Origin of the sequence: Henriciella sp. AS95 (genome assembly GCF_038900055.1) — a bacterium.
In the GTDB taxonomy this organism is placed as follows: Bacteria; Pseudomonadota; Alphaproteobacteria; order Caulobacterales; family Hyphomonadaceae; genus Henriciella.
Genome location: NZ_JBBMQM010000001.1, coordinates 3,719,098 through 3,745,495, shown reverse-complemented (window position 1 = coordinate 3,745,495; position 26,398 = coordinate 3,719,098). Strand labels below are relative to the sequence as shown.

Below are 26,398 nucleotides of genomic sequence, written 5' to 3'. Positions count from 1 at the left end.
TCTCCGTTGTAATGGGGAACGTAACACTTTGTTTGCAGCCCCACGCCAGAATGGATGCTCGCGGGCCAATTGGAAGAAGACCATGAGACTGATTGTTGGATATTTTGCATTCATAGCCCTGGCCATGGCTGGCCTGTATTCGTTTGCGAGCGCGCGGGCCGAGGCCGAGCAACCGGTCGAAACACAAGCCAAGGCGTCCGCTGAGCAGATGCAGTCTGAACAGGTTGACGATATTCAGCACTCCGCGCCATCCCCAGATTTTTTCGTGGTCTGATCGCTGAGGCCGCAGATGCGAGTTGACTCCGCATCGCGACTCCCGCGCATTAGCGCGCATGACTGACATCAAAGTTGCCGTTAAGGCGCTCCCACATTTTGAAGGCCTGCCGCTGCCTGCCTATGAGACAGACGGGGCCGCCGGCATGGATATCCGCGCGGCTTACCCTGAGGGTGAGCCTTACGAGCTGAAGCCCGGCGAGCGCACCATGGTGCCAACCGGTCTTTCTGTTGCGATCCCGCAGGGCTTTGAAATCCAGATGCGCCCACGCTCCGGACTCGCCGCCAAGCATGGCCTGACCTGCCTCAACAGCCCCGGCACGATCGACAGCGATTATCGCGGGGAGCTGAAGGTCATTCTGATCAACCACTCAAACGAGACTTTCACGATCTCGCGCGGTGAACGCATTGGTCAGATGGTGCTCGCACCGGTGACGCGGATCGTCTGGCAGGAAGTGGACAGCCTCGATGAAACTGTCCGCGGCGAGGGTGGATTCGGCTCAACCGGGCGATAATTCCGATTTCTCTTGAATTGCGGCCTGAATGCACCTATTATCGAATTACGATAAATAACTAGCCGAGGGTCCAATGTTCGATATCAGCAATCCGTTTTCGATGATCGTTCTCATCGTCCTGATTTGTGTGGGCGCAGGCGTGGTCAACAACTATCTGAAGATGAAAGCGAACAGCACAGACGACGCTGCTAGTGAGGAAGAGCTCTTTCGCCTCCGCAAGGATGTCGAACGGCTGACTGAACGCGTTCGTGTCCTGGAAACCATCGCGACCGACAAGGACCAGCACCTGCGCGACGAAATCCGCCGCCTCGCCTAGAGAAGCTGCGTTTCATCCTTCGCGAATTTCGCGAGCAGGTAAGCGTCGTTTTCTTCGATCGTCTCAAGCTTGCCAAAAGCGAAAGCATTACGATCCATGACGAGGTCACGCGGCCGCAGCGCACGTGATATCTCCAGGCCCTCCAGAGACCGCGCCCGCGAGAAGGCCACATAAGCCTGCCCGTGCGCGAACATGCCCCGGTCAAAGTCAATGAACACCTTGTCGAGCGTCAGGCCCTGCGCCTTGTGTATCGTGACCGCGTAGGCGAGCCTCAACGGCACCTGCTTGAATGTCCCCACGACCTCACGCGAGACCTTTTTCGTCTCCGGGTCGAGCTCGTATTTGTATTTTTCCCACGCCGCTGGCTCAATCTCATAGATGTGGCCGTCCAGTTCGACCCGCACATTGTCACCCTTGAAGCTGTCGACCGTCGCCAGGGATCCGTTCACCCAACGCCCCTCCGGATCATTCTTGATCAGCATCACCCGTGCGCCTTCCTTCAGCTCAAGGTCGGCTTCGGTTGGATAGGACTTCTCGTCGAACGTGCCCTGAATCTTGGCGGCCAGGGAATGCGGCTTGCCCGGAAGCTCTTCGAGCCGTGCCTGGTTGATGCGAAAGGCGTTGGCATTGTTCGGCGTCAGCACGACATGCGTCTCGCTTGCCTCCACGGCGCTTCGGGACGACACGACAGACTGCAGCAGCCTTTCATCGGTCGGCAGCAGCCGTCCCTGCCGCATCGCGCCAAGCAGGGCGAGGAAGCGCGGGTCTTCCTGCCGGAAGACATGTTTCAGCGCGAGCAGGGCAAATTCGGCATCCTTGAAGCCGGGCGCATTGAAGAAATAGTGCCCGCCATATCGCTCATGCAGGATTTCCGCCTCCGGCCCGCGCGCCACAGGCGGCAGCTGGTGCAGGTCGCCAGACAGGATCATCCGCACACCGCCGAAAGGCCGTTTGGAGCCGCGATTGAGCTGCAGGCTCTTGTCGATCGCATCAAGCATGTCCGAGCGGACCATCGATATCTCGTCGATGATCATCGTCTCGATCGCCTTGATCAGGCGCACACCGCGCAGACGTTTGACGTCGGTCGGCTCAATCAGGCGCGGCGGGAATTTGAAGAAGGAGTGGATAGTCTGCCCACCCGCATTCATGGCCGCAACACCCGTCGGGGCGAGCACCACCGTATTCTCGCCCGCTTCGGCCAGAAAGCGGCGCAGCATCGTGGTTTTACCGGTCCCGGCGCGTCCTGTCAGGAACAGATTGCCCTGCGCACCAGCGCCATTCGCGACCCAGTTTGCGGGCGCGGCATAGACGGTGTCGGGAACTTTGGTCGTTGGCGAGTCACTCATTGTCTGTAGCCTTAGCCGCATCCGCCCTGCTAAGCCACAGCATGGCTTTGACACCGCAGCAGCTCGAGCGCCACAAGCGCCACATTCTCCTGAAGGAGATTGGCGGGCCCGGCGTCCAGAAGCTCCTCGATGCGCGCATTTCAATTATCGGGGCAGGGGCGCTCGGCGGCCCTTGCGCGATGTATCTGGCAGCTGCCGGTGTCGGCGAGATCGAGATCTGGGACAATGACGTCGTCGACCGCTCCAACCTCCAGCGGCAGGTGCAGTTCACCGAAGAAGACATCGGCCAGTCCAAGGTCGCGCGCCTCGCCCAGCGCCTGAAGGCGGCCGCGCCAGATGTCCGCGTGCTTGAAAGACAGCAGCGCTGGAGCGAGGCTTACAAACTCGCTGGCTCCATCCTCATTGACGCCACTGACAATTTCGAGACGCGATTCGTGCTGAACCGCGCCGCGCATGCGCTTGGCCGCTACCTTGTTTCAGGCGCCGCGACGCGATGGTCGGGGCAGATCTCCGTCTTTGCATCCGGCGTTCAGCCGGGCGCGCCCTGCTATCAGTGTTTTGTCCCTGAAACGCCGCCAGATGCTGAAGCCTGCGAAGATGCAGGCGTTGTTGGACCGGTCACCGGCATCGTTGCATCGCACATGGCGCTGGAGACGCTGAAGCTGATCACAGGGGCCGGCCGGCCGCTGATCGGCCAGATTGGCATCATTGATGGGCTGGGCGGAATTTCCCGTACCGTCAAACTTAATCCGGACACGGATTGTCCCGTCTGCGGGGGCTGAAACTTTTCTTTGACTTGCCCGGCGATTGACGTTTTTACGACACAGGGTGGCGTTCGAGGTGAGGATACATGTTGCGTAAACTGGCTGCGATTTTGCTCTCGATTGTCGCCATCCTGGCGGCCGGCTGGTTGGCCCTGAGGCGACCGGATATTTCCTACGACACGCTTGAAACAGCATACGCGCTGCCAACGTCGAATTTCGAAACCGTCGAAGACGCGAAGATCCATTTTACCGATGCCGGTCCGCGCGATGCGCCGGTCGTCATCCTGCTGCACGGCTTTGCGTCTTCGGCTCACACCTGGTCACACTGGCAGGCCAGGCTTGATGACACTTACAGGGTCATTGCCGTCGATCTTCCAGGCCATGGCCTCTCGCGGGTGCCCGACACGGACAAGGTCAGCCGCGAATACTATGTGGACACCGTAAGCGCGCTTGCCGATGAGCTCGGCCTCGAAACGTTCGCCATTGCCGGATCATCCATGGGCGGCGGCGTCGCGTGGAACGTCGCCCTCGCGCATCCTGATCGGGTCGATGCGCTTGTTCTCGTCGATGCGTCCGGCTGGCCAATGTCTGCCGAAGACAAGAAGTCCGCGCCCCTGGTTTTCAAACTCTTGCGCTTCTCTCTGGTTCGAGCCTTGATCAAGGACCTCGATGTGTCGCGTCTGATCGAGGACGGCCTGAAAGACAGCTTTACAGATCGCACCCTGGTCACGCCGGAAATGGTCGACCGCTACAGCGCCTTTTCTCGCGCCCCGGGCCACCGCGCGGCGCTCTTGCAGCTGTCTGCAGACGCGCCCGCCAGCCAGACGGCCACGAGAGAGCAGCTCGCCGCGATCTCCGTACCAACCCTGATCCTGTGGGGAGAGGACGATAAGGTGATCCCTGTTTCTCACGCGCGACGGTTCGACGAAGCGATCGCAAAATCGGTGCTGATCACCTATCCGGGCACCGGCCACCTGCCACAGGAAGAGCGGGCGGAAGAAAGCGCAAGCGACGTGCTCGCCTTCCTCGATCGCCAGGTCTCTTCGCTGACACCGGAATTTGTTGAGGGCGAGTCGGAAGCGACCGCCGAAGACGCCGCGGACCTCGGAGCGGGCGGCGGGGCGCGCCAGCGCTAGGTGTCTTGCGCAACGCTGCCTGTCTCAGCTATCTGGCTGCGCAGGCAGAGCATCATTTAATTTGAATAAGGGGTGCCCCCTCAGGCCGCCGAAGCGTTGGCCGCTTCCGGGCAGAGGATCGCGCGCATCTTCACGGCGCTGTCAGCTTTGCGCAGGGCTTCGCGAAGATCAGGCTGGCGCAATGTCCGGCTGACTTGTGCGAGCGCCCGCAAATGGTCGGCGCCGGACCCGACCGGCGCAATCAGCATGAAGATGAGGTCGCAGGGACGGTCATCGACAGCGTCGAAATCCACGCCGCTCTGCAGGCGGACGAAGCCACCGATCGGATGCGGCAGTTTCTCGATCCGTGCATGGGGGATTGCGACGCCTTCTCCGACCCCGGTTGAGCCGAGCCGTTCGCGTTCCATGACGGCGTCAAAGATATCGCGCGCATCAAGACCCGTGCGTTCCGCCAGGGCGGACGCCAGAGTGGTGAGGGCCTGTTTGCGCGTCTCCGCTGACACAGGATCAAGGATTACGCCTTCCCCAAGAAGGCTCGTCAGATCAGTTGCCATTGCTCGCCAGGTTTCTTCAGGAGGTTTTGCTATCGATTGCCGGGTCGACCCAGCCTATATTTCCGTCCGGTCGTCGGTAGACCATATTCAGCCCTGCGTGTTTAGCATTGCGAAACATAAGGGCTGGTGAATCAGCAAGTTCGAGTTGGAGAACCGCCTCAGAGACCGTCATTGTGCGAATTTGTGAGGCAGATTCTGCTACAATTACGGGCGCTTCACCATCTTCACCCGTGTCTTCGCCCGCTTCGTCCTCGCCAGAGCTTTTCAGCACGAACGCCGAGGCTGGCTCGCTCGGGAACGGGTCCCGGCCATTCTTGTGGTGGTCCTTCAGCCGGCGCTTGTACCGGCGCACGCGCTTCTCGATCTTGCCGAGGGCTTCTTCGAGCGCGACATAAGGATCGCTCGCCTTGCCGGAAGACTGAAGGATGATGCCGGAAGGCAGGTGAATGTTACAGTCAATTTCCGTCTCATGCCCATTCGGGCTGACGGTGACATGACCATCAAAATCGCGGTCGAAATATTTGGTGACCGCAGCCTCAAGACCCGTCTCGATGCGGCTACGCAGCGCATCGCCGAGGTCCATTTTCCGTCCTGCAATTTGTATCTGCACGGAACTCTCCGTCTACGAGTGACCACTATAACGCCCCGATTACGGAAAGCGAGACCGCGGCGTCCTAAAAATCACAGCTCAGGGAGTCAATCGCCTGTCAGCAGGGCCTATGCGCTGGCTCTCAATTTCCGCCGACGCTGCACACTCGACGGAATCCCGAGGCTTTCGCGATATTTTGCGACAGTCCGCCGCGCGATCTCGATACCGAATTCGGTGAGAATTTCGACGATCTGATCGTCCGACAGAACCTTGTCACCCTCATCATCGACCAGCTGCTTGATCCGGTAGCGTACTGCCTCGGCGGAGTGTGCTTCGCCGCCGCCCGTCCCTGGAATCGAGGCAGAAAAGAAATATTTGAGTTCAAACAGGCCGCGGGGCGTCCCCATATATTTGTTCGAGGTGACCCGGCTTACGGTTGATTCGTGCATCTCGATCGCGTCGGCCACCTGCTTCAGGTTCAGTGGACGCAAATGTGCCACGCCGTGCGCGAAGAAAGCGTCCTGCTGGCGGACAATCTCGCTGGCGACCTTCAGGATCGTACGCGCGCGCTGGTCGAGAGATTTGATCAGCCATGATGCGTTCTGCGCGCAATCAGTGATGAATTCCTTTTCCTTTTCGCGCATCGGAAGGGTAGAGACTTCGGCATAATACGCCTTGTCCATCAACACTTTCGGCAGCGTGTCGGAATTGAGTTCGACGGCAAACATGCCGTTTGGCATCTCGCGCACGAAGACATCTGGCGCAACGGCAATCGACGGCCCGCTCGAAAACGCACCGCCGGGACGCGGTGTCAGTGTTCGAAGCTCTGCCATCATGTCGGCGATGTCTTCCTTGTCGACGCCGCAAACCTCACAGAGGCCCTTGATGTCGACCTTCGCGACGAGATCCAGGTTTTCGAGCAAGGCCTGCATGGCCGGGTCGTACCGATCGCGCTCTTTCAGCTGCAAGGCGAGACATTCTTCGACGGTGCGGGCCATGACGCCGGTCGGTTCGAACCCCTGGCAGACGGTCAGGACAGCCTCGACATTCGCCGGATCGGCGCCAAGCACAGCTGCGACTTCTTCAAGCTCGATCTTGCAATAGCCGGCATCATCGGTCTCATCGACCAGGCGTGACCCGATCAGCTGGTCAGCCTGGGACAGGCCCGACATTTTCAGCTGGTCATGAAGGTGCTCCTGCAGCGACTTTTCAGAGGTCAGCGAGCCTTCGAAATCATAATCGTCGCCCGAAAAGCTTCCGCCACTGCCGGCTTGCGACCAGTCGGTCTTGGCAGACGGGCCTGACAGTTCATTGGCTGTCTGGCCGCTGTCGGAATTGGTGCCGCTTTCATAAAGATCGTCTTTTGATGCATCCATGGCATCGCGCGCTTCGTTCAGCGCGGACGAATCGTCGAGGGTCAGTTCCTCGCGTTTGGACTTTGGCTCAATTTCTTCTGGAGAATATTCTTCGCGGTCTCCGGCTTCGCCGCGCTCGAGCAGCGGATTGCGCTCGATCTCGGCTTCGACGAATTCGGCAAGTTCAATATTCGAGAGCTGCAGCAGCTTGATCGCTTGCTGCAACTGAGGGGTCATCACCAGGGACTGGCCCTGGCGCATATCGAGGCGTTGTGAAATGGCCATAACCGTTACGCAGCAAACCGTTCGCCCAGATAGACCCGCCGCACATCCTCGTTGGCGAGCACTTCCTGTGGCGCGCCTTCGAAAAGCGTGCCGCCATCATAAATGATGGATGCCCTGTCAACGATCTGGAGCGTCTCGCGCACCTGGTGGTCCGTGATCAGCACGCCTAGGCCGCGCTGTTTCAGATAACCAACCAGATCGGAAATATCCGACACGGCGAGGGGGTCGATACCGGTAAACGGTTCGTCCAGAAGCATGAAACTCGGTCTGGATGCGAGGGCACGGGCAATCTCCACACGGCGGCGTTCACCGCCGGAAAGAGACGTTGCAGACTGCTTGCGCAGGTGCGTGATGTGCAGCTCGTCCAGAAGGGCATCGACTTCAGCCAGCCGCGCCGTCTTGTCCTTTTCGACAAGTTCGACGACGGAAAGAATATTCTCTTCCACGCTCATGCCTCGAAAGATCGAGGCTTCCTGAGGAAGATAGCCGACACCCAGGCGGGCACGCTGGTACATGGGAAGATGGGTCACGTCTGCACCGTCGATCGAAATCGATCCGGCATCCGCGCCAATCAGGCCCATAATCATGTAAAAGCAGGTCGTCTTGCCGGCCCCGTTCGGACCGAGCAGACCCACCACTTCACCGCGCTGGAGAGACAGGGAGACGTCTTTCACGACCTGACGCTTGCCAAAAGACTTGGCGAGCCCGGTCACAATAAGGCCGCTGGCCGAATCCGTCATTCCTGTGGTCCTCCCATATTGCGCGTTGTGCGCCGCCCGCCATGAGAGCTAAGGCAATAGACTTAATATCCGTTTAGACCGGCCTGCTTAATTTGAAGCATTATCCGGTTGGTTCGGATTAATATTCATCTGGACCTGACCGGACCCGCCATCAAGTACCGTGCGGCCTTCTTCGAGATTCATAACCAGTCTCTGGCCGGTCGCGACGTCTTCACCGCGGATGAGAACAACGTCGCCGGTCAGCGTGATGGTATCGGAGGCGGCATTGTAGATGCCCTTGGTGCCAGTGGCTTTGAGATCCGGCGTGACATAGAAAACTTCGCCGACAGCTTCCATGGACTCGATGTCGCCGAAGCCTGTCAGGCCATTGGTCTGGGTTTCGCCCGACCCGGCATAATTGATCGTCACACGATTGGCGCGAAGGCGCGCTGTGCCCTGCATGATATCCACATTGTCGATCAGCACGACTTTGCGTTGCTTCTCCAGCACCTCGCTCTTGTCGGCATTGACCTTGATCGGGCCACCTTCGCCGGAGACCTGGGCGATTGCGGCCGGTGCTGCAACGACCGTCAAGGCGGCCATTGCCGCAAATACTCTATTCTTCACCACCACGCTCCTCATCACTGGCATCGCTGCCGGGACTGGTTTCTGTTGTTTCGTCCGCTGTTTCGCGTCCTCCCGGGAAGATGGTCATCTCCACCCGGCCGCTCAGCAGCACCCGATCCCCCTCATCGATGACCTCATACGTGTCTGATCGAACATCGCCAAGAGGCCCTGTTCCGTTGAGCGGGTCAATGCCTTCGACGCGTCCTTCTTCAACAAACATCTTCGCAGATGTGGAGTTGAACTCATACCCCTTCGCATTGACGAGGCGGACATCCTCGTAAAGCGCCAGGGTCTGGTCGTCCTGATTGTAGAGGCCCGCCGGCGCCGTCACCACGGTGCCATCCTCGCTGACCATTTTGGGGCTTGAGAGATCGATCTGGTCACCGCCGCCGCGCCGTCTTTGCGCTGTGCTCGCTGTGATTACGAATGAGCGGCCAGCGACATCGCGCCCGGTGAAGCGCGGATTGACCATGGTCACAACTTCGTCGCCCGACAGTTTTTCGATCGAGCCGGCTGAGCTTGTCACAGCATTCGCGGCAAGGTGGCCGATCATGATACCGGCAGCGATCGCGGCGCAGGCCGTAAAAGCAAGCCGCATGATCGCAACCATAGATGAGCGGCGGCGCGCCTGCTCCAGCGTCACTTGACGCTTGGGCTCCCAAAGGCTGAGGGCTTTCTCGGTGTCGGCGGTCACGTCCATGCTTTTGAATTTATAGACAGATTGCGGCTATTTGATAGCGCACACTGCATGACTTTCAGGTGAACCAGATGCGCGTTCCGCGCCCGGTCAGCTATGTGCGAAGATGTCGGTTTCCGGCCAGCCTTCAAGGTCGAGTTCGGCGCGAACGGGAAGAAAATCAAAACAGGCTTGTGCCAGCTCCATGCGGCCTTCGCGTTTCAGCATTGTCTCCAGGCCTGATTTGATCTCGTGCAGATAAAGGACGTCATTGGCGCAATATTGCAGCTGCGCGTCGGTCAGGTCCGGTGCGCCCCAGTCGGAGGATTGCTGGGCTTTCGACATATCGGCCCCGGCAATCTCGCGCGAAACGTCCTTGAGGCCGTGACGATCAGTATAGGTGCGGCACAGTTTCGAGGCGATCTTGGTGCACCAGATCGGCGCGCAATCAATGCCCAGCCAATGCTTCATCATCGCGACGTCGAAACGCGCGAAGTGAAAGATTTTCAGCTTCGACGTATCGGCCATCAACGCCTTCAGGTTCGGGCAATCGAATGACCGGTCGAGCTGAATGACATGCGCGGTGCCATCACCGGCCGAGAGTTGCACAACACACAGGGCGTCGCGTTGAAGGTTGAGCCCCATGGCTTCGGTGTCGACGGCGATCTCGTCGCCAAACTGGACACCGGCGGGCAGGTCGCCCTTATGCAGAGTAATATTGTTCATGCAATCGGGCATACCGCGTTGGCGTTAATACGCAATTGTCGCCGTGCAACAGTTTCGCCGCTTCATGCAATGATTGCTGGTTTATTGCGGCGTTGAGGCCGAGCGGATGTCACCATTCTTGCTGGCGAGTTTCACACTGACAACATAGGCCTTGTCGGTATTCATCCCGGCAAGGATAAGGCCCGCCTGGTCGGACGGCATCAACCGCAGGAAGCCTGCGGCAAAGCCAGGGTCCATCTGGTTAAAGATCCCGGCAGCCTGATCCGGTTTCATCGCTGAGTACATTTGCGCCAGGTGCTCGATGTCACCATCGGCGCTCGTCGCCATCGATTTCCAGCGATCATCAATCGTCGTTTTCAGCGCTGCAAGCTCGGCGGCCTGGCGCTCGAGCTCCTGTGACCGCGTGCGCAGTGCAAACTCCTGTTCCTGCAGCGCGTCGGCGCGCGCTTTCAGGGCTTCCTGGTCGCTCGCCAGCGCTTCGGCTGCCGTGCCCGTCAGGCAGATTCTGTCATCGCTGGCTGCGTCGTCATCTGACAGAGAATAAGCGGCCGCCACGGTCTCGCCATGGACGTCAGCGTCTGAGGCATGCTCCTCAACTGTCTCTTCGGCGGAGGCCAGCGTACTGGGCAACACCCGGGTCAGCCCGCCAATGGTGAAGAGCGCGCCAAGCGTAATCAGGACATGCGTGCGGGTTCCAGCGCCAGCCACTTTTACCTCCTCCCGCCAGATGCGGGCATGATGTCATCTTCGAAAAGGAACTCAGCATCGCGTTCGCTGGCCGACAACCGGCTCTTCTGGATCTTGATGTCCTGCAGCAGTTGCTTCATTTCGCGCATCTCTGCGCGTGAGCGTTGCAGCAGCATCTTCAGTTCGGATGTGACTTCCGCTTTCACCGCATCCGCCTGCCGGCCGAGCGTACCCCCGGATGCATCGATCGAAGCCTGAAGCTTGCTGAGACGCTCACAGGACTTTTCGGCGTCGTGCATGATCTGGGTCAGCCGCTCGCTGAGTTCGCCAGCCTGCGCGCGCGTCTCTCTTGTCGCCGATGAGACAGCCGCAACCGACTTGTTCATGGCCATGATGGTCGCGCCAAGGCCGTCGCGCGTATTCTGCAGCGCCTTCAGCCGGCGGCTGAGGATGATGCAGTAGGCGCAGGCCGCGAAGGACACCAGAAACAGGGCGATGTCGGTCGGCTGTATGGCGAGCTGTTCAATCATCTCAATAGAAATTCCGTAATCAGGACACCTTTGGACACGTCCCCACCAAGGACCAGTTCGGCGCGCCGGCCAAGCTGTTCACGCATGCGTGGATAAAAGCCGGCTGTTTCAAAGTCGCTCAGTTCGACAGAGCGCAAATAAGTGATGAAGGCATCGGCGAGCATTGGCTCTGCTTTGCGGATCGTATCGCCATTGCCCTTCGGGGTGACGATGGACGTGTTGATCTTGACGAACCGCGTGGCCGGCTCATTGCCAATCGTGACGAGCAGTTCTTCAAGCTCGACATATTCCTGGTCGCCAGTCGCCAGAGGGGTCGCTTGCGGCGTGCCGTTCGTGGCCACCGTGCAGACAGGTGATTCGGCTGTAACGCTCGGCGCCATGAAGAAAACCACGGCGAATGAGCAGGCAGCCGAAACCACGGCCAGAATCGCCCAATTCACAATGTTTCCGCCGGATTTCGGCTCTGGCGCCTTGTCGTCTGCTGCGGTTTCCTCCGCCATCAGCCCCTCATTACAGTAACTGCATCCTCCCTGCTGCTTTAGTAACTTCCCAGTAAAGGAAGCGTTAACAATTTCGGCTGAAAAATTAATCATTCCCAGCGAGGGGTGATTTGTGCGGGGCCATCGTTAACCATGAAGTTTTTGGATAATCTGAAGTCGCTGTCGCTCGGGCGGCAGATTGCGCTGGGCGTTGCCGTCCTCGCTGTGATCTTCACCATGAACTTTCTGGTGCGCGGCGCCATGACCGAGCCCAAGGCGCTGCTTTATTCCGGCCTCCAGCCGACCCATGCTGGCGAGATTATCGACGAACTCGACAAGCGCGGCATCGATTACGAAATTCGCGGTGAAGCGATTTTCATTCCGCAGAGCAAGCGTGATGAAGTGCGCTTTGACCTTGCCCGTCAGGGCCTGCCCGAACAGTCTGTTCAGGGCTATGAACTGCTCGACGACGTCAACGGATTTTCCGTCACGTCGGAGATGTACAATGCCGCCTACTGGCGCGCCAAGGAAGGCGAGCTGACGCGGACCATTCTGGCGGTGCCCGGCGTTTCGGCTGCCCGCGTCCACATCGGCGCAAATCTGCGCTCCGGTTTCTCGCGCTCTTCGCCGGCGCAGACTGCATCGGTCACCCTGACCACGACGCATGACCTGACCGCCGACCAGGCCGAAGCGATCCAGTACATGGTGTCGCTCGCCATTTCCGGGATGAATGCCGAAGACGTCGCGGTCATCGACCCTGAAAAGGGCATGCTCGCCGGTCCGAATGTCGACAAGATGGAAATGCCGTCGGTCGTCGCAAACTCCGAGTCGATGGCGCTTGAACAGAAAATCATGCGTCTGCTCGAAGCCCGCGTTGGCCCCGGCAATGCACGTGTTTCTGTGAGTGTCGACGTTAACCGTCAGCGCCAGATGATCTCGGAAAAGACGATCGATCCGCAGTCCCGCGTCATTCGTAGCCGGACCAGCAATGATGTTAGCGAGACCAATTCGGCGCAGAATGGCGGTGCGATCACGGCGTCCAGCAATCTGCCACAGTCAACCGGCGAAGGGGCTGGCAATTCGAGCACGATGAAGAACTCGACCGAAAGTGTCGCCTATGAGTTCAACGAGAAGCGCACCGAAGTCGAAATGCTGCCGGGCGAAATCCAGCGCATTTCCGTGGCGGTCCTGCTGAACCGCGACGCGCTTGGCATCACCGACGGCACCGGCGACATCGAAGCGGCCTCTCAGCAGGTCATCTCGAACTTTGAAAACCTCATCCTGACGGGCGCAGGCCTGGACGAAACGCGCGGCGATTCCCTCACCGTTGAACTGATGCCGTTCCAGCTTGCCCCGGCGCAGGAACTGGTGACCGCGCCGAGCATGATGGAAAACCTCATCTCGAACTATTTCTGGTCCGGGCTTCAGGCGGTTCTGCTCGGCATCGTCATTATCGTGCTGGCGCTTGGCGTTGTGCGCCCGATGCTGAACCCCAAACCCGCCCAGCCTGTCGCCATGCAGGCTGGCGCAGGAAACGAGACGCTTGCCATTGGCGGACCGGCCCAGGCCGACCCGTTCAACTACCTCTCCGACTATACGCGAGAGCGTCAGGATGACACCGCCGCGCTTCTCCAGTCATGGCTGGAAGAAGATATGAAGGGGGCGGTGAATGAGTGACACCATCTTTGCCAACCTGCCGAGCTTTGATGGCCTCGCCGAAGGCCAGCCATCCGGTCGGCTGCTGACCCGCAATGCGCGGGAGGCTGAAACCCTCGCGCAGGAATTGCAGGCCAAGGAAGCAAGTTTCGAGCGTCAGGTAACGGCGGTCGAGGCCACGCTGAACTCGCTTGCCGACAAGATTACCGCCGTCGAGGCGGAGGCCCGTCGCCAGACAAACGAGACCATCGTGGCCATGGCGTCTCGCCTGTTCCCGGAGTTGTCCAAACGTTTCCTGGCCGATGAGATCGCGCTGCATCTGGAGAAGTTCATTCCGCCAAGCGCGGTGGAAGTCGTGATCACCGCCGAGCCAGACCTCGCCGAGCGGCTTCAGGCTGTCGTCAAGAAATCCGAGCGCCTCGCCAGTGTCTGCTCACTAAAATCCGAGCCGTCGCCGAAGGGTGACCGGGTCGACGTCTCCTGGAAATCGGGCGGCCTGAGCTTTGATTTCGACAGCCTGCTTGAATCCTGCCTCGAACACATCGACACAACGCATGCAGCAATGGGAGCTACATCCTGATGGCTAATCCGGAACCCGCACAAGCCAGTCCTGACGCGGTTGAACGCCGCGACCCGTCGGCGGAGAACAAGTTCCGCCGCGCCATTTATGGTGTGCCGGTGACGCTGACCGTTTCGATCGGTGAGCGCCGCATGAGCGTAACGGAAGTGCTTCAGCTCGCGCCTGAATCGATCGTGGCGCTGAACACCAAGATTGAAGATCCGGTCAGCCTGATGGTTGACGACAGGCTCATCGCCAAGGGCGAACTGATCGAAACGGAAGACGGCGGTATCGGTGTCAAAATCACCGAAATCGCGGAAGATGCCGATGACGCGACTGGCTCATAGCCATGCGAACTACCTGCGCTGGGCCTGCCTGCTTGTCCTTGCCCTTGTGCTCGGTCTCGCAGCGTCCGCGCAGGATGCGCCAGCTGATGCAGCCGGCAACGCTCTAAATGGACTGCTAGGCCAGCAGGGCGAAGGCGGCGGCCTCAGCGGCTCCGTCATTATCCTTTTCCTGACGGTGACGGTGCTGAGCCTGGTGCCAGGCCTTGCCATGATGGTCACCTGTCTGCCCTTCATGGTGATCGTCTTTTCCTTTGTGCGCCAGGCGCTTGGCGTTCAGCAGGCGCCGCCAAACATGATGATCATGGCGCTCGCCATGTTCCTCACCTTCTTCATCATGGAGCCCACTTTCACGGAGGCCTGGGCCAATGGTCTTGGGCCTTACACGCAAGGCACGATCGATGAACAGGCCGCGTGGACGGGCACAACCGAGCCGTTCCGCGAATTCATGAGCCTGCGGGTCGACCCTGAAACCGTTCCGGTCCTCGGTGATGCGCTGAACCGCCCAGTCCTCGACGGTGAAGAGCCATCCTTTTCCCTGCTGTCGACCGCCTTCATGCTGTCGGAGATCAAACAGGCCTTCCAGATCGGCTTTGTGATCTTCCTGCCATTCCTCGTGATCGACCTCGTCGTCGCCTCCGTCCTTATGGCGGTCGGCATGATGATGGTGCCGCCCACAGTCGTCTCACTGCCATTCAAGGTCGGCTTCTTCGTGCTGGCTGATGGATGGCTGAAAATCACAGAAGCCCTCATCAGAGGATATGCCGGATGAGTAGTAGCGTTTCCAAACAACCCGCCTCCAACAATGTCGCGCGGCTCAAGCCACGCGCGGCCAGCCAGTCGGCGGTGGTCAACTCCATTTCACCGTCGCAGCGCGCTGCGGTAATCATCGCCGTGCTTGGCGAGGCGGCCGCCAAGCCAATTGTCGAAAAGCTCGATGACACCGCCATGGCCCGCATCGCGGCGGGGCTGGAAACGGTTCAGTATCTTGAGCGCGATGAGCTTGCAGAGATCGTCATGGATTTCCTGCAGCACCTGCGCCAATCGAGCGGCGCCTTTCGGGGCGGCAAGGCACGCGCCCGTGAGATCGTTGAGACCCTGCTGGACGAAAACCGTCTGGACCAGGTGTTCGGTGGCGGCTCGTCTTTGGCCTACGAAGAAGCGCCAGTCGTCGATGACAGCGATGTTTGGGGGCGGCTCGAGCAGAAGGACCCGGTCGCCATTGCCGGATATCTCGACGGCCTGACGCCAAACATTGCCGCGCTTATCCTGCGCAAGCTCGACGTTTCCATCGCTTCAGAGGTCGTCAGCAACCTGTCAGACGAGACACTCGATCCGACCATCGGTTTCCTCGTCGATGTCGAGCGGCCTGATCCTGAAATCGATGCCGTCATCGCACGGATGATCGAGCTTGAATTCCTCAACACCGATGAGGGTAATGAGGAAGAGGGCACCGATAGCAATTTGGAGGCGGTCGGCGAAATCCTGAGCCTCATCCCCGGCGCCAAGCGTGAGCGCCTGCTGGCCTTTCTGAAAAGCCAGCATGAAGGCAAACTTGAGAGCATTGAGAAAGTGCTGTTCACGATTGAAGGCCTGCCGGACATGCTGCCTCGAAATTCGGTGCCGGTCGTGTTTCGCGAGCTTGGCGAGGATGGCGTTGTGCCGGTCCTGTCGACATTGACCGGCCCGCTGCAGCCTGTCGCGGACTATCTCCTCAGCAATATTTCCTCGCGCCTGGCCGACCAGTTCCGTGACGCTGTCGCAGACCCGAACCGCAAACCGGTTGAAGACGCAGAGACATGCCAGCGCGAATTCCTGACAGCGCTCATGTCCCTGAAGCGCCGCGGCGCCATCACCATGGAAAAATCCGCCGCCAAGGCCTGATAAGCCAAGGCGTAACAAGAAAGCGGCGAGGTTTTACCCTCGCCGCAATCATGATTTCCGAAAGATGTTTGCGGTCCTACCGCACGATCAGGTCGGCGTGGATCGCGCCGGCTGTTTTCATCGTGCGGATGATGTCGGCCATTTCCTGAGGGCTCACCCCGAGCGCGTTGAGCCCTGCAATCAGCTGCGACAGTGTCACATTCGAGTTGAGCGTCGCGATATTGTTGCTGCCTGTCTGGCCAATTGAGATCTGTGAGCGCGGCAGGACAATCGACTCGCCGTCGGAGAAGGGATTGGGCTGCGACACGACGGGCGTCTCAACCACCTTGATAGAGATATTGCCCTGCGCGATCGCGACTTTCGAAATGGTCACATCCTCGCCAAGCACGATCGTTCCCGATTGCTCATCGATGACGATGCGGGCCGGAACGGCCACCGCGATGGGGAGGTTCTCGATATTGGCCAGCACCCGCGCCGGTGAGCTGTCGAAGGCCCGCAGGTCGAGGTCCACCGTGCCCGGGTCGCGCATATAAGCGACAGGCGCGCCGAAGGCCTCATTGATGGTGTCTTCGATGCGGGCCGCCGTCGTGAAATCCGGGTCACGAAGGGCAAGCGTCAGGGACTGGCGCTGATTGAAGTCATAGCCAATCTCGCGCTCGACGCGCGCACCATTCGGGATAGCGCCCGTTGTCGGCGTCCCGCGCCGTTCGCGGGCACCCTGGGCCTGAACATCGATGCCGGAGACGACAATGCTGCCCTGCGCCACGGCATACACTTCATTGTCTGCGCCCTTCAGGGGCGTGAGGATCAGCGTACCCCCTTCGAGGCTCTCGGCATCACCAATCGATGCCACAGAGACGTCCAGCGATGAGCCGTTGCGCGCAAATGCCGGCAGCGTTGCTGTCACGAGAACGGCGGCCACATTGTCCGGTTTGATATCCTCGCCCTGTACGTTCACACCGAGACGTTCGAGCATGTACGTCAGGGAATCCTCGGTAAATGGCGAATTGCGAACCGTATCGCCGGTGCCATTGAGGCCGACCACAATACCGTATCCGATAAGGTCATTCTGGCGCACGCCTTCCACGTCCACGACATCACGAATCCGGGTCTGCGCGTCTGCGGCAGGGGCCGGAAGCGTCGTGATGACGAGACTTGCGAGGGCGATCAGCCATGCGAACGTTTTCATCGGACTACCTCAGGAAATTCATGAGCGAGAGATTGGAGAGCCGGGCGGTCAGCGCATACGAGGTCTCAAGATTGGCCTCGAGCACTTTCAGCTCGGCCGCAGCGTCATACTGGTCCCGCGCGGTCATCTGGTTGAAGGTTTCTGTAAGAATGGTCTTTTCGCGGTCGAGGTCGCTCAGCCGGTCGCTCAGGCGCCGCTGATCGATACCGACGTCGGCACGCATATTGGTAAGCGCCGTCTGACCCGCTGCCAGCGTGTTTGCCGCAGTCATGCGAGCTGTGTCGGCATCGGGGATCGCGTCAATCGCGCCGCCCGGCCCGCTGATCGCCATCACGGCAAGTCCTCGGGCAAGTTCGGTAATCGCCGGGTCGATCGCGGTTTTTGCCTCGCTGTCCGAAGCCGTTGCCGTTCCCCGGTAAATCGTCTGCTGCCAGCCGCCGGCCGGATCGGTGAAATAGGCGTCGAGCTGTGCTTCGAAGTCTGCCGCATCGGTGGCGGCGCCTGCGAGGGCTTCAATATCTGCGATCAGCTGGTCGGCGCCAGCAAAGGGCGGGGTAGAAGTTGCGTCGCCAGCAAAGAGATAACGCTCGCCATGGCGCGCATTCAGCCGCGACAGCATATTGCCAAGTTCCAGTTCTGCATCCCTCGTGACATTCACCAGGTCGACTTCGCTGGAAAAACCGACCGCATCGAGCATCCGGGCTGACAGGCCATCCATGCCCGACTGGATCTTTTCCAGGCTGTTCTGCACGACGTCCAGCCGGCTGGCGCGCAGATGCAACTGGCTCTTCTCGGTGGCCAGGTCATCAAGGGCTTTCTGGCCCAGCATGGCGCTGCCAATCCGCCCGTTCAGATGCTTTGTCACATCGCTCACGCGGCCGGTGACCGCTTCGGTCGAGACGCTCTGCATGCGCGCCTTCAAATCGGTGACATTCTGTTGGAGATTGCCGATCATCAGGCTCATCGGAAGGGTGTTACGGATCATATCAGAGCTCCATCAGTCGCTGGATCATCTGGTTGGCGGCTTCGATCACCCGGGCGTTTGCGGCATAGGCCTGCTCGATCAACAAAAGCTGCTGCATCTGATCATCGATATCGACGCCCGTTTTCGACATTTCAGCGTTCATCATGATCGTGTGCTGGGCAGATGTGGACGTCAGGATGGTTTCCTTGCTGATCCGCGACCGGCCCGTCTGGGAGGCAAGGTCGGCGGCAAGGTCTGCCACCGAAAACATGCCCTGAAGACCGTTGGCGTTGATCGCGTTCGTGGCCGTCGTCGCCTCATACAGCGCTGACAGGATCGTGTTGTCGCCGGTCGGGCCTGTCGTGACCGCTCCGAGACCATCTCGCAGTCGGGAAATCTCGCCGCCCTGCGACGGATCAACAAGCGGGTTGACCCGGATGCGCCCGGCAATGCCCGCGCCGCCGGCAGGGTTCGCGTCAACGAAGAGGCCGAATTCGCCGGGTGTCTTGGTCGGATCAATGGCATCGTCGGACAGCCGCGTGATGAGATCGTTCGCCACCGTATCGAGTTGCGCCGAGACTTTCGGCAGGTCGTTGTCGCGCAGGGTGAAAAGCGCGCTGAACAAGCCGCTGGAGACAGCAGAATAGGTCGAGGCACCAGGCGTCAGCTCAACGCCGTCCACGGTCATTCCCGACAATTGTCCGCCGGTGATCGTCTGGTTGGCCCCAAACGCGCTGGATGGTGAGAATTCGATCTCACGCGGTGTCCCGGCGAGCAGGTAAACGCCTTCCCGGGTCACAAGATCAACCGCGCCGTTCGGGCGATCGGCGGCTTCGACGGGCAAATATTCCGCAATCGTGTCGATGGCGCGCTGGCGTTCATCCATCAGCGCTGCTGCTTCGGACGAGCTGCGGTCAACCGAGCCAAGTTTCACATTGAGGGTATGGACCCGGTTGATCGCCTCATTCACCGTCTGAACGCCGTTGGCGATTTCAAGATCGGCCTCGGCGCGCTGGTTCTGGACGTAAAAGGAAAGATCGTTGAATTCCCGCGAAATGGCGTTTGCCGCGTCAATGACGGCCGCTGCACTGGCGGGGGACTCAGGCGATGTGGCGGCTGTCGAAAGCGCCGATTCAAAGTCTGAGAGGAGGCTGAACAGACCAATACCATCCGTGGAATCGCCGAGGCGCGCCGACAGGGCGCCCCAGGTCGATGACATGACGCTGGCTTGTGCGAGATCGCTTGAAAGCGACATGCGCTGATTGGTCAGCGCGGAATCTGCGGAGCGGGCGATACCGCTGACATGAGCGCCGGCGGTGGACCCGCCAGCCAGGGTTTCGCCCAGAAGGACAGAACGCCGGACATAGCCCGGCGTTGATGCGTTGGCGACATTCGTAGCCGCGATATCGGCCCTCAGACTGGTTGTCTGAAGGCCGGTTCGCGCTGAATTGATGGCGTGAGATAGGCTCAAGGAATTGAGGCCCTTTCAGCTGGCCGCTTATTACCGTTTGAGGTTCGTGGTTTCCTGAAGCATCTCGTCCACGGTCTGGACGATTTTTGCGTTCGAGGAATAAGCACGCTGGGTCTCAATGAGATCGGTGAGCTCGGATGCGATGTCCGTGGTGGACTCCATCAGCGAGTAGCCTGAAACCGATCCAACCGGCCCCGTACCAGCATCCCAGAGATAGAGATTGCCGCTATCGGCGGAGACCGAGTAAGCTTGGCTGTCGAGCGCCTTGAGGCCGTTGACGTTCGGGACGTCACCAACCGGGATCTGATACAGCGTCCGGCGGAATCCCGTATTGTAAATCGCCTGCAGGAAGCCGGATTCGTCAATCTCAACCGACTGAAGATCGCCGATTGGAGCACCGTCCTTGGTCACAGCGGTCGGCGAGAAGGGTGCCGAAAGCTGCGTGATGCCTGCGCTGTCGCCAGGGCGGCCGATGAACACGTCCACGTTTCCATGCGGCAGGTTCAGTGTGACCTGGCCAGTGGTTTCGCTATAGGTGGCACCGTTTGTGGCCGAGACCGTATCAATCCGTCCGCCATTCGTCGTGCTGTCATCGAAGTTGATGTTCAGGTCGCCGATCGACGTTGCAGGATTGCCCGCGCTATCAAAGATTTCGACGGTCCAGTTATTGGAGTAGCCGGATCCAGGGACCACAGGAGAGAACTCCAGTGTCAGCGTGTGGGCGCGGCCAAGATTGTCGAAATATTCGATTGGCAGCGGGTACACATCGCCGGGCGCATCGAACTCGGTGGCATCAACAGGCAGGTTGATACCGAGATCGATCTGTTCGGTGGGCGATGCTGTGTATTGCGACGCGGAGATGTTTACCGGCTCGAGGCTGATGCCGCTATTGCGGCTGACATTGCCGACCTGGCCATCGCCATCCGCCGGGAAGCCGAGGAGGAAGAGACCGCTCTGTGTGCGGAGGTTGCCGTTTGAGTCGGCGTAGAAGGAGCCGGTTGGGGTCAGCATCAGCTCGCGCTCGGAGGAGAGCTCATTGATGCCGGAACCGTCAGTGACCGGAAGCAGGCCGCGGCCTCCCACGGCCATGTCCGTGGCGTTGCCAGTGGAGATCAGCGATCCCGTTGCCGAAATATCCTTGAAGGTGCTGACGCGAACGCCGCCAGCGGAATAGGCAGCCGTCTTCTGCTCGAGGACCATGCTGGCAAACTCCACCTGGCTACGTTTGTAGCCGTAGGTCGATGAGTTCGCGATATTGTCGGAAATGGTAGACAGGCGGGTGGCGTTGGAATTCAACCCCATCACACCTGCATTCAGGGATGATGATATAGTCACTGGACAACTCCTTTGTCAGATTTCTCTGAAAGTGGAGTCGATTCCTTAATAAGCGGATAACCCTTAGCTGGCCGGGGAATCCTCATTCGTGACGATGGTGATTGAGATGCGCCGGTTCTGTGCTGCGCCCGGGTCTTCCTTCACCAGAGGATCGGTGTCGGCGCGGCCGGAAACCTCCCGCAGACGGCCGGCAACAAGTCCGTCGCCGATCAGCAGCTGGCGAGCTGTGTTCGCGCGGTCCGCTGACAGGTTCCAGTTATCGTAAGCGCCATTGCCGCGATACGGTCGATTGTCTGTATGGCCCACAATCTTGACGTCATTGTCGAAGGAATTGAGGGATCCGGAAATACGGTCCAGCAGATTGATCAGCAACGGCGTTGGCTCGCTCTGGCCGACTTCAAAGAGCGGCCGGCTGTCTGAATCGATGATTTCGAGCACAATGCCATCCGTCGTCATCTTCACGAGGAGGTGCTCCGACAGCTGCATCGGATCCTTGCTCAGTTCCTCGCGTAGATTTTTGAGATCGGACGCGATTTCATCGTCATCCTTCTTTTTCTTTTGTTGGTTCGCATCGACCGATTTTTCTCGCGTCGCGCCGGTTCCCATCTGGGCATAGGTCTCTTCCGTGAAGATAGAGCTGCCATTGAGACCATCAGAGCCACCCCCGGATATCCGGCTGACCGGAATTGTCGGGTTGAAGTAGTCAGCGATGCCCTTGCGCTGTTCTTCCGTCGTGGCGTTGAGCAGCCACATCAGAAGGAAGAAGGCCATCATGGCAGTCACAAAGTCCGCATAGGCCACTTTCCAGGCACCGCCATGGTGCCCGTCAGCCTTTACGACCTTCTTTCGTTTAATGATGGTGACGTGCGTCACCCCTGCTGGCTGTTCTGCCATGACCTGCTCGCAATTCGATTTCAGCGGTCGGTATAACAGAAGCTTCCCAAGCAAGACTGTAGATCGGTCAAGCGATTGTCTTGGTTCCAATAACGCTTCGTTTACCAAATCTATCCAGAAGTTAACCGGAGAATTGGTTAATGTATCTGCAGGTTTCGTTTGTCTTCTGTCCTCCTCCAGAAAATCCGGTCGGCCGGTGGGATTTCCCCGGTACTGCAGCAGTGCGCGCCGCTCTGGTCTGCGCTGGAGACGGCTGGAGAGAGATGGGCAAAAGCCATTTTCGATCATGAACTCTCCGCCGAGGTCGTCCAGAAGACCCCATTGAGCGGTAAGGACGCTGAACAGCGGATTTCTGAACGTTTCGGCTATATCTGTTTACCATACTCCACGACCGGCCTGAGGGCGGTCGCGCTCGATAGCACGACGGCGAAACGGTATGCGGCCATCAAGCTGAAACAGGGCAGCGATGCTCTCGGGCAATCGCCGCGCCTGTTCCTGCGCCTGATGTGTGACCAGCCCGCCCGGGCCCTCTGGAAGGAGCTCACAAAGGCTATTCCGGTTGGTCCAGAGCTGCCTTCTGACTTTTCAGTCGTCGATCCGGCCGGTCTTCCAGACAGTTTCGACCCGGAAGAAAAACTTCTCAGAGTGGTCGTGACCCTGTCTGAGGCAGGCGGCGGTGAAGACGGATGGCTGCTGGAGGGCGGCGAGGAAAGCCCTGAGCTTCACCTGTATTACGAAACCGCGTCGCTGATGCGTTACGCCGCCAATCTGCAATCCAAAGCGTCGAAAATGAAATCGACGGCAGGGGCAGCAGGGCAGGAAAACCTGCGCAAGCAGATGCGCACATCGTCCATCAAGCTGGATGCCGTGCTTGAGCGCTTGCAGCTGTCGCTGGCGGACTGTTCGCGATTTGAAGTCGGTCAGGTCCTGGCGCTTCCGGACGTAGAGCCGGGCATTCTCTCGCTATGCGCTGAGACGATGCATGGCAGCGTCGCAATCAGTCAGGCGGAGTTAGGCACTTGGAAAGGCAAGCGTGCTCTAAAGCTGACCTCACCAATACTAGAGAGTTTCGCCCAGGAGATAGCCGAGATCTGATCTGGCTTGACGGGGTCTGCGCTGAGGGGCGCGAAGGAGGTAGTAAGTGAACGCAATACTTGGTCTGGTCGTCACCGTCGTCATGGTGTTCGGTGGCTACATGCTGGCCGGCGGCCACCTGGAAATCATCATGCACGCCTTGCCGTTTGAGGGGATGATGATTGGTGGCGCCGCCCTCGGTGCGCTTCTGGCCGCCAATGATTTCACCACGATCAAGCACACGATGGGGGACGTGGTTGCGGCCTTCACCGGTGCCAAATGGAAGAAGTCCGACTATCAGGACCTGCTCTGCCTCATGTCAGAGCTGCTCAGCGTGCTTCGCCAGAATCCGGTCGACATCGAAGCCCACATCGAAGACCCACAACAGTCTTCCATCTTCCAGCGCTACCCGAAGATCCTCAAGGATCACGATGCGGTCGAGATGATCTGCGACACGATCCGCTCCATGCTGATGAACTTCGACAATGTCCACCAGGTCGAAGAGCTTCTCGAAAAGCATCTGGAAAGCCTGCAGGAAGAAAAGCTGCACGGCTCGCATGCCCTCCAGAACATGGCTGATGCGCTACCGGCCCTCGGCATCGTTGCGGCCGTCCTCGGTGTGATCAAGACGATGGCCTCGATCGACAAGCCGCCGGAAATTCTCGGCGGCATGATCGGCGGCGCGCTCGTCGGGACCTTCCTCGGCGTGTTCCTCGCCTATGGCGTGGTCGGCCCTTTCGCCTCCCGCGTGAAAGCCATCCGGCTGGAAGAGCATTTCTTCTATGGAATGATCGGCGAAGTGCTGGTCTCAAATCTTCACAAGAACCCCGTCAATATCTGCGTTGAAGTGGCTCGTCGTCATGCGCCTGCGCGCGTGCGCCCGTCATTCAATGAGATGGAGAGTGCCCTGAAAGGATTGAAGCAGGCCGCGTGACGCATCGTCTGTCCATATGTCTCTTCGCGCTTGCCTTTCCTCTGGCGCAGACGGCTGTTTCCCAACAGCCGTCTGAAGGCGTTGTGGGGACAGGCGGTGATGAAATGGACAGGCTGCCCGCCGAGCTCGATACTTTCGTTCAGGAAGCGATCGATCAGGGCCTGCTGAAACGCTCAGCCCCCGTTGGCACCGGGCCCAGTGACACGTCCGGACCGCGTGTGTTGACGCCGAGCCCTGCGCAGGCTGCGCCTGCCGAAACACCCGTGCCAGAGCACGTTTCCCTCCGCCCGCGCCAGGACACTGAAGTCCAGACAGGGTGCGCGATCACCTCCGCCTACGATTTCTCCGATTTCGAACACTTCGAGACATATGCCGACCTGATGAGCTGGCGCGGCGTCATCGAAGCCGAAGAGACAGCGACGTCGAAAACGCTGCTTGCCAAGGCCTATCTCGTTCTCGGCATGAATGAAGAAGCGCGCATGCAGCTGGTCGGCAAGACCGACAAGACGGCAACGGCCCTGCGGGAACTTGCCTGGCTTATGGAAGGCCGCGCCTTTCCCAACATTTCCTATTTTACCGAAATGACGGACTGTGATGAGCAGGCCCGGATCTGGCTCGCCCTGGCGAAACTTCGCGCCGGTGACCCGGCCGGCGCTGACATCCTGTCGACGCAGATCAATGCCTATCGTCACATGCCTCTTCGGCTTCGCGTCAACTATACAGCGCTGGCGATGCCGGCCCTGGATCGCATGAAAGAGCGCACACTCAACGAGAAGCTGCTCGCCACCTTCACGAACGACGAGATCGAGTACTATTCGCGTCTCAAATTCACCAAGGCGATGTTTGATTTCTCGCGCCGCGCTCCCGGTTCTGAACAGACAATGCGTGACTATTTCAACCATTTGGAATACCGCGATGAGGCGGGCGCGGCCCTGCGGCGGGCCGGCCTCGACGTCGATTCAGACTATGAGACGGAATTCGTCTCGCGCCTCGTCGACGATTACGGAAAGCTACCTGAGGACATTCCGGTTGAAGCCAGCCTCGATGTCTTGCTGCGGGATCTCAACCAGGCTGCCGACTACAAGATGACCTTGCAGCTGGCGTCGGTGCCAGCGGCCCAGTCACCGGAAGCGCGCGCCCGTCTTGCCGATCACTATTCCGGCCTTGTCGCAGCAGACCTCGCCAGCGCAAAGACGCTCTGGAATATCCGCGGCATGGACGCGCTGCTCAACAGCGAAGGCTTGCTTGAAGGTCGCGAAGACCTTGATGCCAAGCTCGGACAAGCCGCAGCGCTTGCCGCCCATCTCGGCTTGCGGACCATGTCCGAGAAACTCTCTGCGCGCCTTGAGTCTGATGAAGCGCTTGCCGTCGCCCAGGCTGACCTTGCTTACCGTCTGGCCGACAGCGACCAGCTGATGAAGCTGGTCGAGCGCAATGCTGGAAACCAGCATATTATTGAGCTGGCCGCCCTCGACGCCGTGCGCACCGGAAATGCGCGCCGCTTTGCCGTGCTGAGCGGGAAACTGCCGGACGATGCGGCCTTCGCATTGCGGCTTGTCGAGACGGATGCTGCCAGCGGCCACCAGATCGTTCCAGACAGGTTTTATCAGCGGGCCCGCAATATTGAAGACGAGGCCGATGCCCGCACGCTTGAGCAGATCATGACGGCGCGCAAGGCGCTCGCCGATGCCAGCAAGCAACCAACATCAATTGCGCTTGCCGATGTGCCGACCAGCCTTACCCGTGTCGGGGCATCGCTTCAGGCCAGCCAGACGGAGATGCGCTAATGTCAAACGCCGTCTATGCCGCCCTCGCCAGACAGACTGGCCTGATGAACGAGATGCAGGTCGTTGCCAACAATCTCGCGAATGCCAGCACGACCGGGTACAAATCGGACCGCGCCATTTTTGCCGAGTTCGTGTCCCGCGCCGGCCAGAACATGCCAGAGCTGTCCATGGGCGGTCTCGCCGGTCACGCCTTTGATCTTGAGCAGGGTGGATTGCGCTTCACGGGTGGCAAGTTCGACCTGGCCATTCAGGGCGACGGCTATTTTCTCGTCGAAACGCCCAAAGGACAGATGCTGAGCCGCGCCGGTCACTTCCAGCTCAATGAGCAAGCCGAACTGATCGATAGCGCCGGCAACAAGGTTCTGAATGCAGGCGGCGGTGCGATCACGGTTCCTGAGGATGCGCGGATCATTTCCATCGCGGGTGACGGCACGATTTCCGCCGACGGGCTGATCGTCGATCAGGTCGGCGTCGTTGTCCCGAATGGTGAGCTGATGCGTGAGAGCAATACGATGTTCAGCGCCGCGGGCGGGTTCGCGCAAGCTGAGGAGCCGATCGTCGTTCAGGGCGCGCTAGAGCAGTCGAATGTCGAGCCCGTGCTTGAGGTTGCGCGCATGATCGAAGTGCAACGCGCCTATGAGGCAGGCCAGGCTTTGATTGAACGGGAAGACGAAAGAATAGCGAAGTTTATCAGTACGTTACGCCAACTTTAACACTGGACGTGAATTTA

At 59.5% G+C, this 26,398-nt stretch carries 30 protein-coding genes; 14 read left to right on the top strand and 16 right to left on the bottom strand.

Translation table 11 applies throughout. The features are described 5' to 3' along the window. Positions 1 to 82 precede the first annotated feature (82 nt). The 3 genes from WNY37_RS18160 to WNY37_RS18150 all read left to right on the top strand — a co-directional run bounded on the left by WNY37_RS18160 (position 83) and on the right by WNY37_RS18150 (position 1,104). Positions 83 to 274: a hypothetical protein gene (locus WNY37_RS18160; RefSeq protein WP_342974820.1), complete on the top strand. Its 192-nt coding sequence runs from the start codon at positions 83 to 85 to the stop codon at positions 272 to 274. A 58-nt stretch (positions 275 to 332) separates the two neighbouring features. Further along, complete coding sequence (gene dut, locus WNY37_RS18155; protein ID WP_342974819.1) at positions 333 to 788, top strand: dUTP diphosphatase; 456 nt, start codon at positions 333 to 335, stop codon at positions 786 to 788. Between the two features lie 73 nt (positions 789 to 861). Then, positions 862 to 1,104: a hypothetical protein gene (locus tag WNY37_RS18150; protein ID WP_342974818.1), complete on the top strand. Its 243-nt coding sequence runs from the start codon at positions 862 to 864 to the stop codon at positions 1,102 to 1,104. On the opposite strand, the gene WNY37_RS18145 is transcribed toward WNY37_RS18150, so the two are convergent. After that, on the bottom strand, positions 1,101 to 2,450 hold the full coding sequence (locus WNY37_RS18145; protein WP_342974817.1) for an AAA family ATPase: 1,350 nt from the start codon (positions 2,448 to 2,450) through the stop codon (positions 1,101 to 1,103). The two genes, WNY37_RS18150 and WNY37_RS18145, sit on opposite strands and share 4 nt — an antisense overlap. 41 nt (positions 2,451 to 2,491) lie before the next feature. Between WNY37_RS18145 and WNY37_RS18140 the strand changes: the two genes are divergently transcribed. Both WNY37_RS18140 and WNY37_RS18135 read left to right on the top strand, forming a co-directional pair. Beyond that, the gene (locus WNY37_RS18140; RefSeq protein WP_342974816.1) at positions 2,492 to 3,232 is read left to right on the top strand and encodes a HesA/MoeB/ThiF family protein; all 741 of its coding nucleotides are present in this window, start codon (positions 2,492 to 2,494) and stop codon (positions 3,230 to 3,232) included. Between the two features lie 68 nt (positions 3,233 to 3,300). Continuing rightward, positions 3,301 to 4,350, top strand: coding sequence for an alpha/beta hydrolase (locus WNY37_RS18135; RefSeq protein ID WP_342974815.1), 1,050 nt, complete (start codon positions 3,301 to 3,303; stop codon positions 4,348 to 4,350). Positions 4,351 to 4,430: 80 nt separating this feature from the next. Here WNY37_RS18135 and WNY37_RS18130 read toward each other — a convergent pair whose 3' ends face one another. The 10 genes from WNY37_RS18130 to WNY37_RS18085 all read right to left on the bottom strand — a co-directional run bounded on the left by WNY37_RS18130 (position 4,431) and on the right by WNY37_RS18085 (position 11,598). Further along, the gene (locus WNY37_RS18130) at positions 4,431 to 4,904 is read right to left on the bottom strand and encodes a PTS sugar transporter subunit IIA (RefSeq protein WP_342974814.1); all 474 of its coding nucleotides are present in this window, start codon (positions 4,902 to 4,904) and stop codon (positions 4,431 to 4,433) included. Positions 4,905 to 4,920: 16 nt separating this feature from the next. Further along, positions 4,921 to 5,514, bottom strand: a complete 594-nt coding sequence (raiA, locus tag WNY37_RS18125; RefSeq protein ID WP_342974813.1) for a ribosome-associated translation inhibitor RaiA — start codon at positions 5,512 to 5,514, stop codon at positions 4,921 to 4,923. A gap of 107 nt (positions 5,515 to 5,621) precedes the next feature. Continuing rightward, positions 5,622 to 7,133: an RNA polymerase factor sigma-54 gene (gene rpoN, locus WNY37_RS18120; RefSeq protein WP_342974812.1), complete on the bottom strand. Its 1,512-nt coding sequence runs from the start codon at positions 7,131 to 7,133 to the stop codon at positions 5,622 to 5,624. Positions 7,134 to 7,138: 5 nt separating this feature from the next. Then, the gene (lptB, locus tag WNY37_RS18115; protein WP_342974811.1) at positions 7,139 to 7,873 is read right to left on the bottom strand and encodes an LPS export ABC transporter ATP-binding protein; all 735 of its coding nucleotides are present in this window, start codon (positions 7,871 to 7,873) and stop codon (positions 7,139 to 7,141) included. Positions 7,874 to 7,960: 87 nt separating this feature from the next. Continuing rightward, on the bottom strand, positions 7,961 to 8,479 hold the full coding sequence (locus WNY37_RS18110; RefSeq protein WP_342974810.1) for an LptA/OstA family protein: 519 nt from the start codon (positions 8,477 to 8,479) through the stop codon (positions 7,961 to 7,963). Further along, complete coding sequence (gene lptC, locus WNY37_RS18105) at positions 8,469 to 9,173, bottom strand: LPS export ABC transporter periplasmic protein LptC (RefSeq protein WP_342974809.1); 705 nt, start codon at positions 9,171 to 9,173, stop codon at positions 8,469 to 8,471. Before lptC ends, WNY37_RS18110 begins: the two co-directional genes overlap by 11 nt. Positions 9,174 to 9,266: 93 nt before the next feature. Next, entirely contained in the window at positions 9,267 to 9,881 is a 615-nt protein-coding gene (locus WNY37_RS18100; RefSeq protein WP_342974808.1) for a ribonuclease D, read from the bottom strand. Positions 9,882 to 9,962: 81 nt separating this feature from the next. Then, the gene (locus tag WNY37_RS18095) at positions 9,963 to 10,589 is read right to left on the bottom strand and encodes a hypothetical protein (protein ID WP_342974807.1); all 627 of its coding nucleotides are present in this window, start codon (positions 10,587 to 10,589) and stop codon (positions 9,963 to 9,965) included. A gap of 2 nt (positions 10,590 to 10,591) precedes the next feature. After that, on the bottom strand, positions 10,592 to 11,098 hold the full coding sequence (locus tag WNY37_RS18090; RefSeq protein ID WP_342974806.1) for a DUF6468 domain-containing protein: 507 nt from the start codon (positions 11,096 to 11,098) through the stop codon (positions 10,592 to 10,594). Then, complete coding sequence (locus WNY37_RS18085; protein WP_342974805.1) at positions 11,095 to 11,598, bottom strand: flagellar basal body-associated FliL family protein; 504 nt, start codon at positions 11,596 to 11,598, stop codon at positions 11,095 to 11,097. The genes WNY37_RS18090 and WNY37_RS18085 overlap by 4 nt, the downstream gene beginning before the upstream one ends. Positions 11,599 to 11,730: 132 nt before the next feature. Between WNY37_RS18085 and fliF the strand changes: the two genes are divergently transcribed. Genes fliF through WNY37_RS18060 form a run of 5 tightly spaced genes read left to right on the top strand, consistent with a single transcriptional unit; the run spans position 11,731 to position 16,020 of the window. Continuing rightward, positions 11,731 to 13,254 carry a flagellar basal-body MS-ring/collar protein FliF gene (fliF, locus tag WNY37_RS18080; RefSeq protein WP_342974804.1) on the top strand — a complete coding sequence of 508 codons (1,524 nt, stop codon included), beginning with the start codon at positions 11,731 to 11,733 and terminating at the stop codon, positions 13,252 to 13,254. Beyond that, entirely contained in the window at positions 13,247 to 13,813 is a 567-nt protein-coding gene (locus WNY37_RS18075; RefSeq protein ID WP_342974803.1) for a hypothetical protein, read from the top strand. The genes fliF and WNY37_RS18075 overlap by 8 nt, the downstream gene beginning before the upstream one ends. After that, complete coding sequence (locus tag WNY37_RS18070) at positions 13,813 to 14,139, top strand: FliM/FliN family flagellar motor switch protein (RefSeq protein ID WP_342974802.1); 327 nt, start codon at positions 13,813 to 13,815, stop codon at positions 14,137 to 14,139. The genes WNY37_RS18075 and WNY37_RS18070 overlap by 1 nt, the downstream gene beginning before the upstream one ends. Next, positions 14,120 to 14,908, top strand: a complete 789-nt coding sequence (fliP, locus tag WNY37_RS18065) for a flagellar type III secretion system pore protein FliP (RefSeq protein WP_342974801.1) — start codon at positions 14,120 to 14,122, stop codon at positions 14,906 to 14,908. Before WNY37_RS18070 ends, fliP begins: the two co-directional genes overlap by 20 nt. Then, positions 14,905 to 16,020 (top strand): FliG C-terminal domain-containing protein, encoded by a 1,116-nt coding sequence (locus tag WNY37_RS18060; RefSeq protein ID WP_342974800.1) that lies wholly within the window; start codon positions 14,905 to 14,907, stop codon positions 16,018 to 16,020. Before fliP ends, WNY37_RS18060 begins: the two co-directional genes overlap by 4 nt. Positions 16,021 to 16,096: 76 nt before the next feature. On the opposite strand, the gene WNY37_RS18055 is transcribed toward WNY37_RS18060, so the two are convergent. The 5 genes from WNY37_RS18055 to WNY37_RS18035 all read right to left on the bottom strand — a co-directional run bounded on the left by WNY37_RS18055 (position 16,097) and on the right by WNY37_RS18035 (position 21,873). Next, positions 16,097 to 17,209: a flagellar basal body P-ring protein FlgI gene (locus WNY37_RS18055; protein WP_342974799.1), complete on the bottom strand. Its 1,113-nt coding sequence runs from the start codon at positions 17,207 to 17,209 to the stop codon at positions 16,097 to 16,099. Positions 17,210 to 17,213: 4 nt separating this feature from the next. Next, a complete protein-coding gene (locus tag WNY37_RS18050; RefSeq protein ID WP_342974798.1) occupies positions 17,214 to 18,194 on the bottom strand; it encodes a flagellin in 981 nt (326 codons plus the stop codon). Between the two features lies 1 nt (position 18,195). Continuing rightward, positions 18,196 to 19,644: a flagellar hook-associated protein FlgK gene (flgK, locus tag WNY37_RS18045; protein WP_342974797.1), complete on the bottom strand. Its 1,449-nt coding sequence runs from the start codon at positions 19,642 to 19,644 to the stop codon at positions 18,196 to 18,198. Between the two features lie 30 nt (positions 19,645 to 19,674). Further along, entirely contained in the window at positions 19,675 to 20,979 is a 1,305-nt protein-coding gene (locus WNY37_RS18040) for a flagellar hook-basal body complex protein (protein WP_342974796.1), read from the bottom strand. 63 nt (positions 20,980 to 21,042) lie between these two features. After that, complete coding sequence (locus tag WNY37_RS18035; protein ID WP_342974795.1) at positions 21,043 to 21,873, bottom strand: flagellar motor protein MotB; 831 nt, start codon at positions 21,871 to 21,873, stop codon at positions 21,043 to 21,045. A 159-nt stretch (positions 21,874 to 22,032) separates the two neighbouring features. Here WNY37_RS18035 and WNY37_RS18030 point away from each other — a divergent pair, with 159 nt between their 5' ends. Genes WNY37_RS18030 through WNY37_RS18015 form a run of 4 tightly spaced genes read left to right on the top strand, consistent with a single transcriptional unit; the run spans position 22,033 to position 26,381 of the window. Beyond that, positions 22,033 to 22,968 (top strand): FliM/FliN family flagellar motor C-terminal domain-containing protein, encoded by a 936-nt coding sequence (locus WNY37_RS18030; RefSeq protein ID WP_342974794.1) that lies wholly within the window; start codon positions 22,033 to 22,035, stop codon positions 22,966 to 22,968. Between the two features lie 46 nt (positions 22,969 to 23,014). After that, positions 23,015 to 23,881, top strand: coding sequence for a flagellar motor stator protein MotA (gene motA, locus WNY37_RS18025; protein WP_342974793.1), 867 nt, complete (start codon positions 23,015 to 23,017; stop codon positions 23,879 to 23,881). After that, positions 23,878 to 25,668, top strand: a complete 1,791-nt coding sequence (locus tag WNY37_RS18020; RefSeq protein WP_342974792.1) for a hypothetical protein — start codon at positions 23,878 to 23,880, stop codon at positions 25,666 to 25,668. The genes motA and WNY37_RS18020 overlap by 4 nt, the downstream gene beginning before the upstream one ends. Next, positions 25,668 to 26,381, top strand: a complete 714-nt coding sequence (locus WNY37_RS18015) for a flagellar hook-basal body complex protein (RefSeq protein WP_342974791.1) — start codon at positions 25,668 to 25,670, stop codon at positions 26,379 to 26,381. Before WNY37_RS18020 ends, WNY37_RS18015 begins: the two co-directional genes overlap by 1 nt. The last annotated feature ends 17 nt before the right edge of the window (positions 26,382 to 26,398 follow it).

What these genes read in the sequence shown, in the direction of transcription:
- fliP (WP_342974801.1), top strand. Translation starts at nt 14,120, where the DNA reads ATGACGCGACTGGCTCATAGCCATGCGAACTACCTGCGCTGGGCCTGC.
- WNY37_RS18100 (WP_342974808.1), bottom strand. Translation starts at nt 9,881, where the DNA reads ATGAACAATATTACTCTGCATAAGGGCGACCTGCCCGCCGGTGTCCAG.
- WNY37_RS18085 (WP_342974805.1), bottom strand. Translation starts at nt 11,598, where the DNA reads ATGGCGGAGGAAACCGCAGCAGACGACAAGGCGCCAGAGCCGAAATCC.
- WNY37_RS18150 (WP_342974818.1), top strand. Translation starts at nt 862, where the DNA reads ATGTTCGATATCAGCAATCCGTTTTCGATGATCGTTCTCATCGTCCTG.
- WNY37_RS18135 (WP_342974815.1), top strand. Translation starts at nt 3,301, where the DNA reads ATGTTGCGTAAACTGGCTGCGATTTTGCTCTCGATTGTCGCCATCCTG.
- WNY37_RS18140 (WP_342974816.1), top strand. Translation starts at nt 2,492, where the DNA reads ATGGCTTTGACACCGCAGCAGCTCGAGCGCCACAAGCGCCACATTCTC.
- dut (WP_342974819.1), top strand. Translation starts at nt 333, where the DNA reads ATGACTGACATCAAAGTTGCCGTTAAGGCGCTCCCACATTTTGAAGGC.
- rpoN (WP_342974812.1), bottom strand. Translation starts at nt 7,133, where the DNA reads ATGGCCATTTCACAACGCCTCGATATGCGCCAGGGCCAGTCCCTGGTG.
- WNY37_RS18130 (WP_342974814.1), bottom strand. Translation starts at nt 4,904, where the DNA reads ATGGCAACTGATCTGACGAGCCTTCTTGGGGAAGGCGTAATCCTTGAT.
- fliF (WP_342974804.1), top strand. Translation starts at nt 11,731, where the DNA reads ATGAAGTTTTTGGATAATCTGAAGTCGCTGTCGCTCGGGCGGCAGATT.
- WNY37_RS18160 (WP_342974820.1), top strand. Translation starts at nt 83, where the DNA reads ATGAGACTGATTGTTGGATATTTTGCATTCATAGCCCTGGCCATGGCT.
- WNY37_RS18070 (WP_342974802.1), top strand. Translation starts at nt 13,813, where the DNA reads ATGGCTAATCCGGAACCCGCACAAGCCAGTCCTGACGCGGTTGAACGC.
- WNY37_RS18060 (WP_342974800.1), top strand. Translation starts at nt 14,905, where the DNA reads ATGAGTAGTAGCGTTTCCAAACAACCCGCCTCCAACAATGTCGCGCGG.
- WNY37_RS18055 (WP_342974799.1), bottom strand. Translation starts at nt 17,209, where the DNA reads ATGAAAACGTTCGCATGGCTGATCGCCCTCGCAAGTCTCGTCATCACG.
- WNY37_RS18090 (WP_342974806.1), bottom strand. Translation starts at nt 11,098, where the DNA reads ATGATTGAACAGCTCGCCATACAGCCGACCGACATCGCCCTGTTTCTG.
- WNY37_RS18050 (WP_342974798.1), bottom strand. Translation starts at nt 18,194, where the DNA reads ATGATCCGTAACACCCTTCCGATGAGCCTGATGATCGGCAATCTCCAA.
- WNY37_RS18015 (WP_342974791.1), top strand. Translation starts at nt 25,668, where the DNA reads ATGTCAAACGCCGTCTATGCCGCCCTCGCCAGACAGACTGGCCTGATG.
- WNY37_RS18035 (WP_342974795.1), bottom strand. Translation starts at nt 21,873, where the DNA reads ATGGCAGAACAGCCAGCAGGGGTGACGCACGTCACCATCATTAAACGA.
- lptB (WP_342974811.1), bottom strand. Translation starts at nt 7,873, where the DNA reads ATGACGGATTCGGCCAGCGGCCTTATTGTGACCGGGCTCGCCAAGTCT.
- WNY37_RS18075 (WP_342974803.1), top strand. Translation starts at nt 13,247, where the DNA reads ATGAGTGACACCATCTTTGCCAACCTGCCGAGCTTTGATGGCCTCGCC.
- WNY37_RS18145 (WP_342974817.1), bottom strand. Translation starts at nt 2,450, where the DNA reads ATGAGTGACTCGCCAACGACCAAAGTTCCCGACACCGTCTATGCCGCG.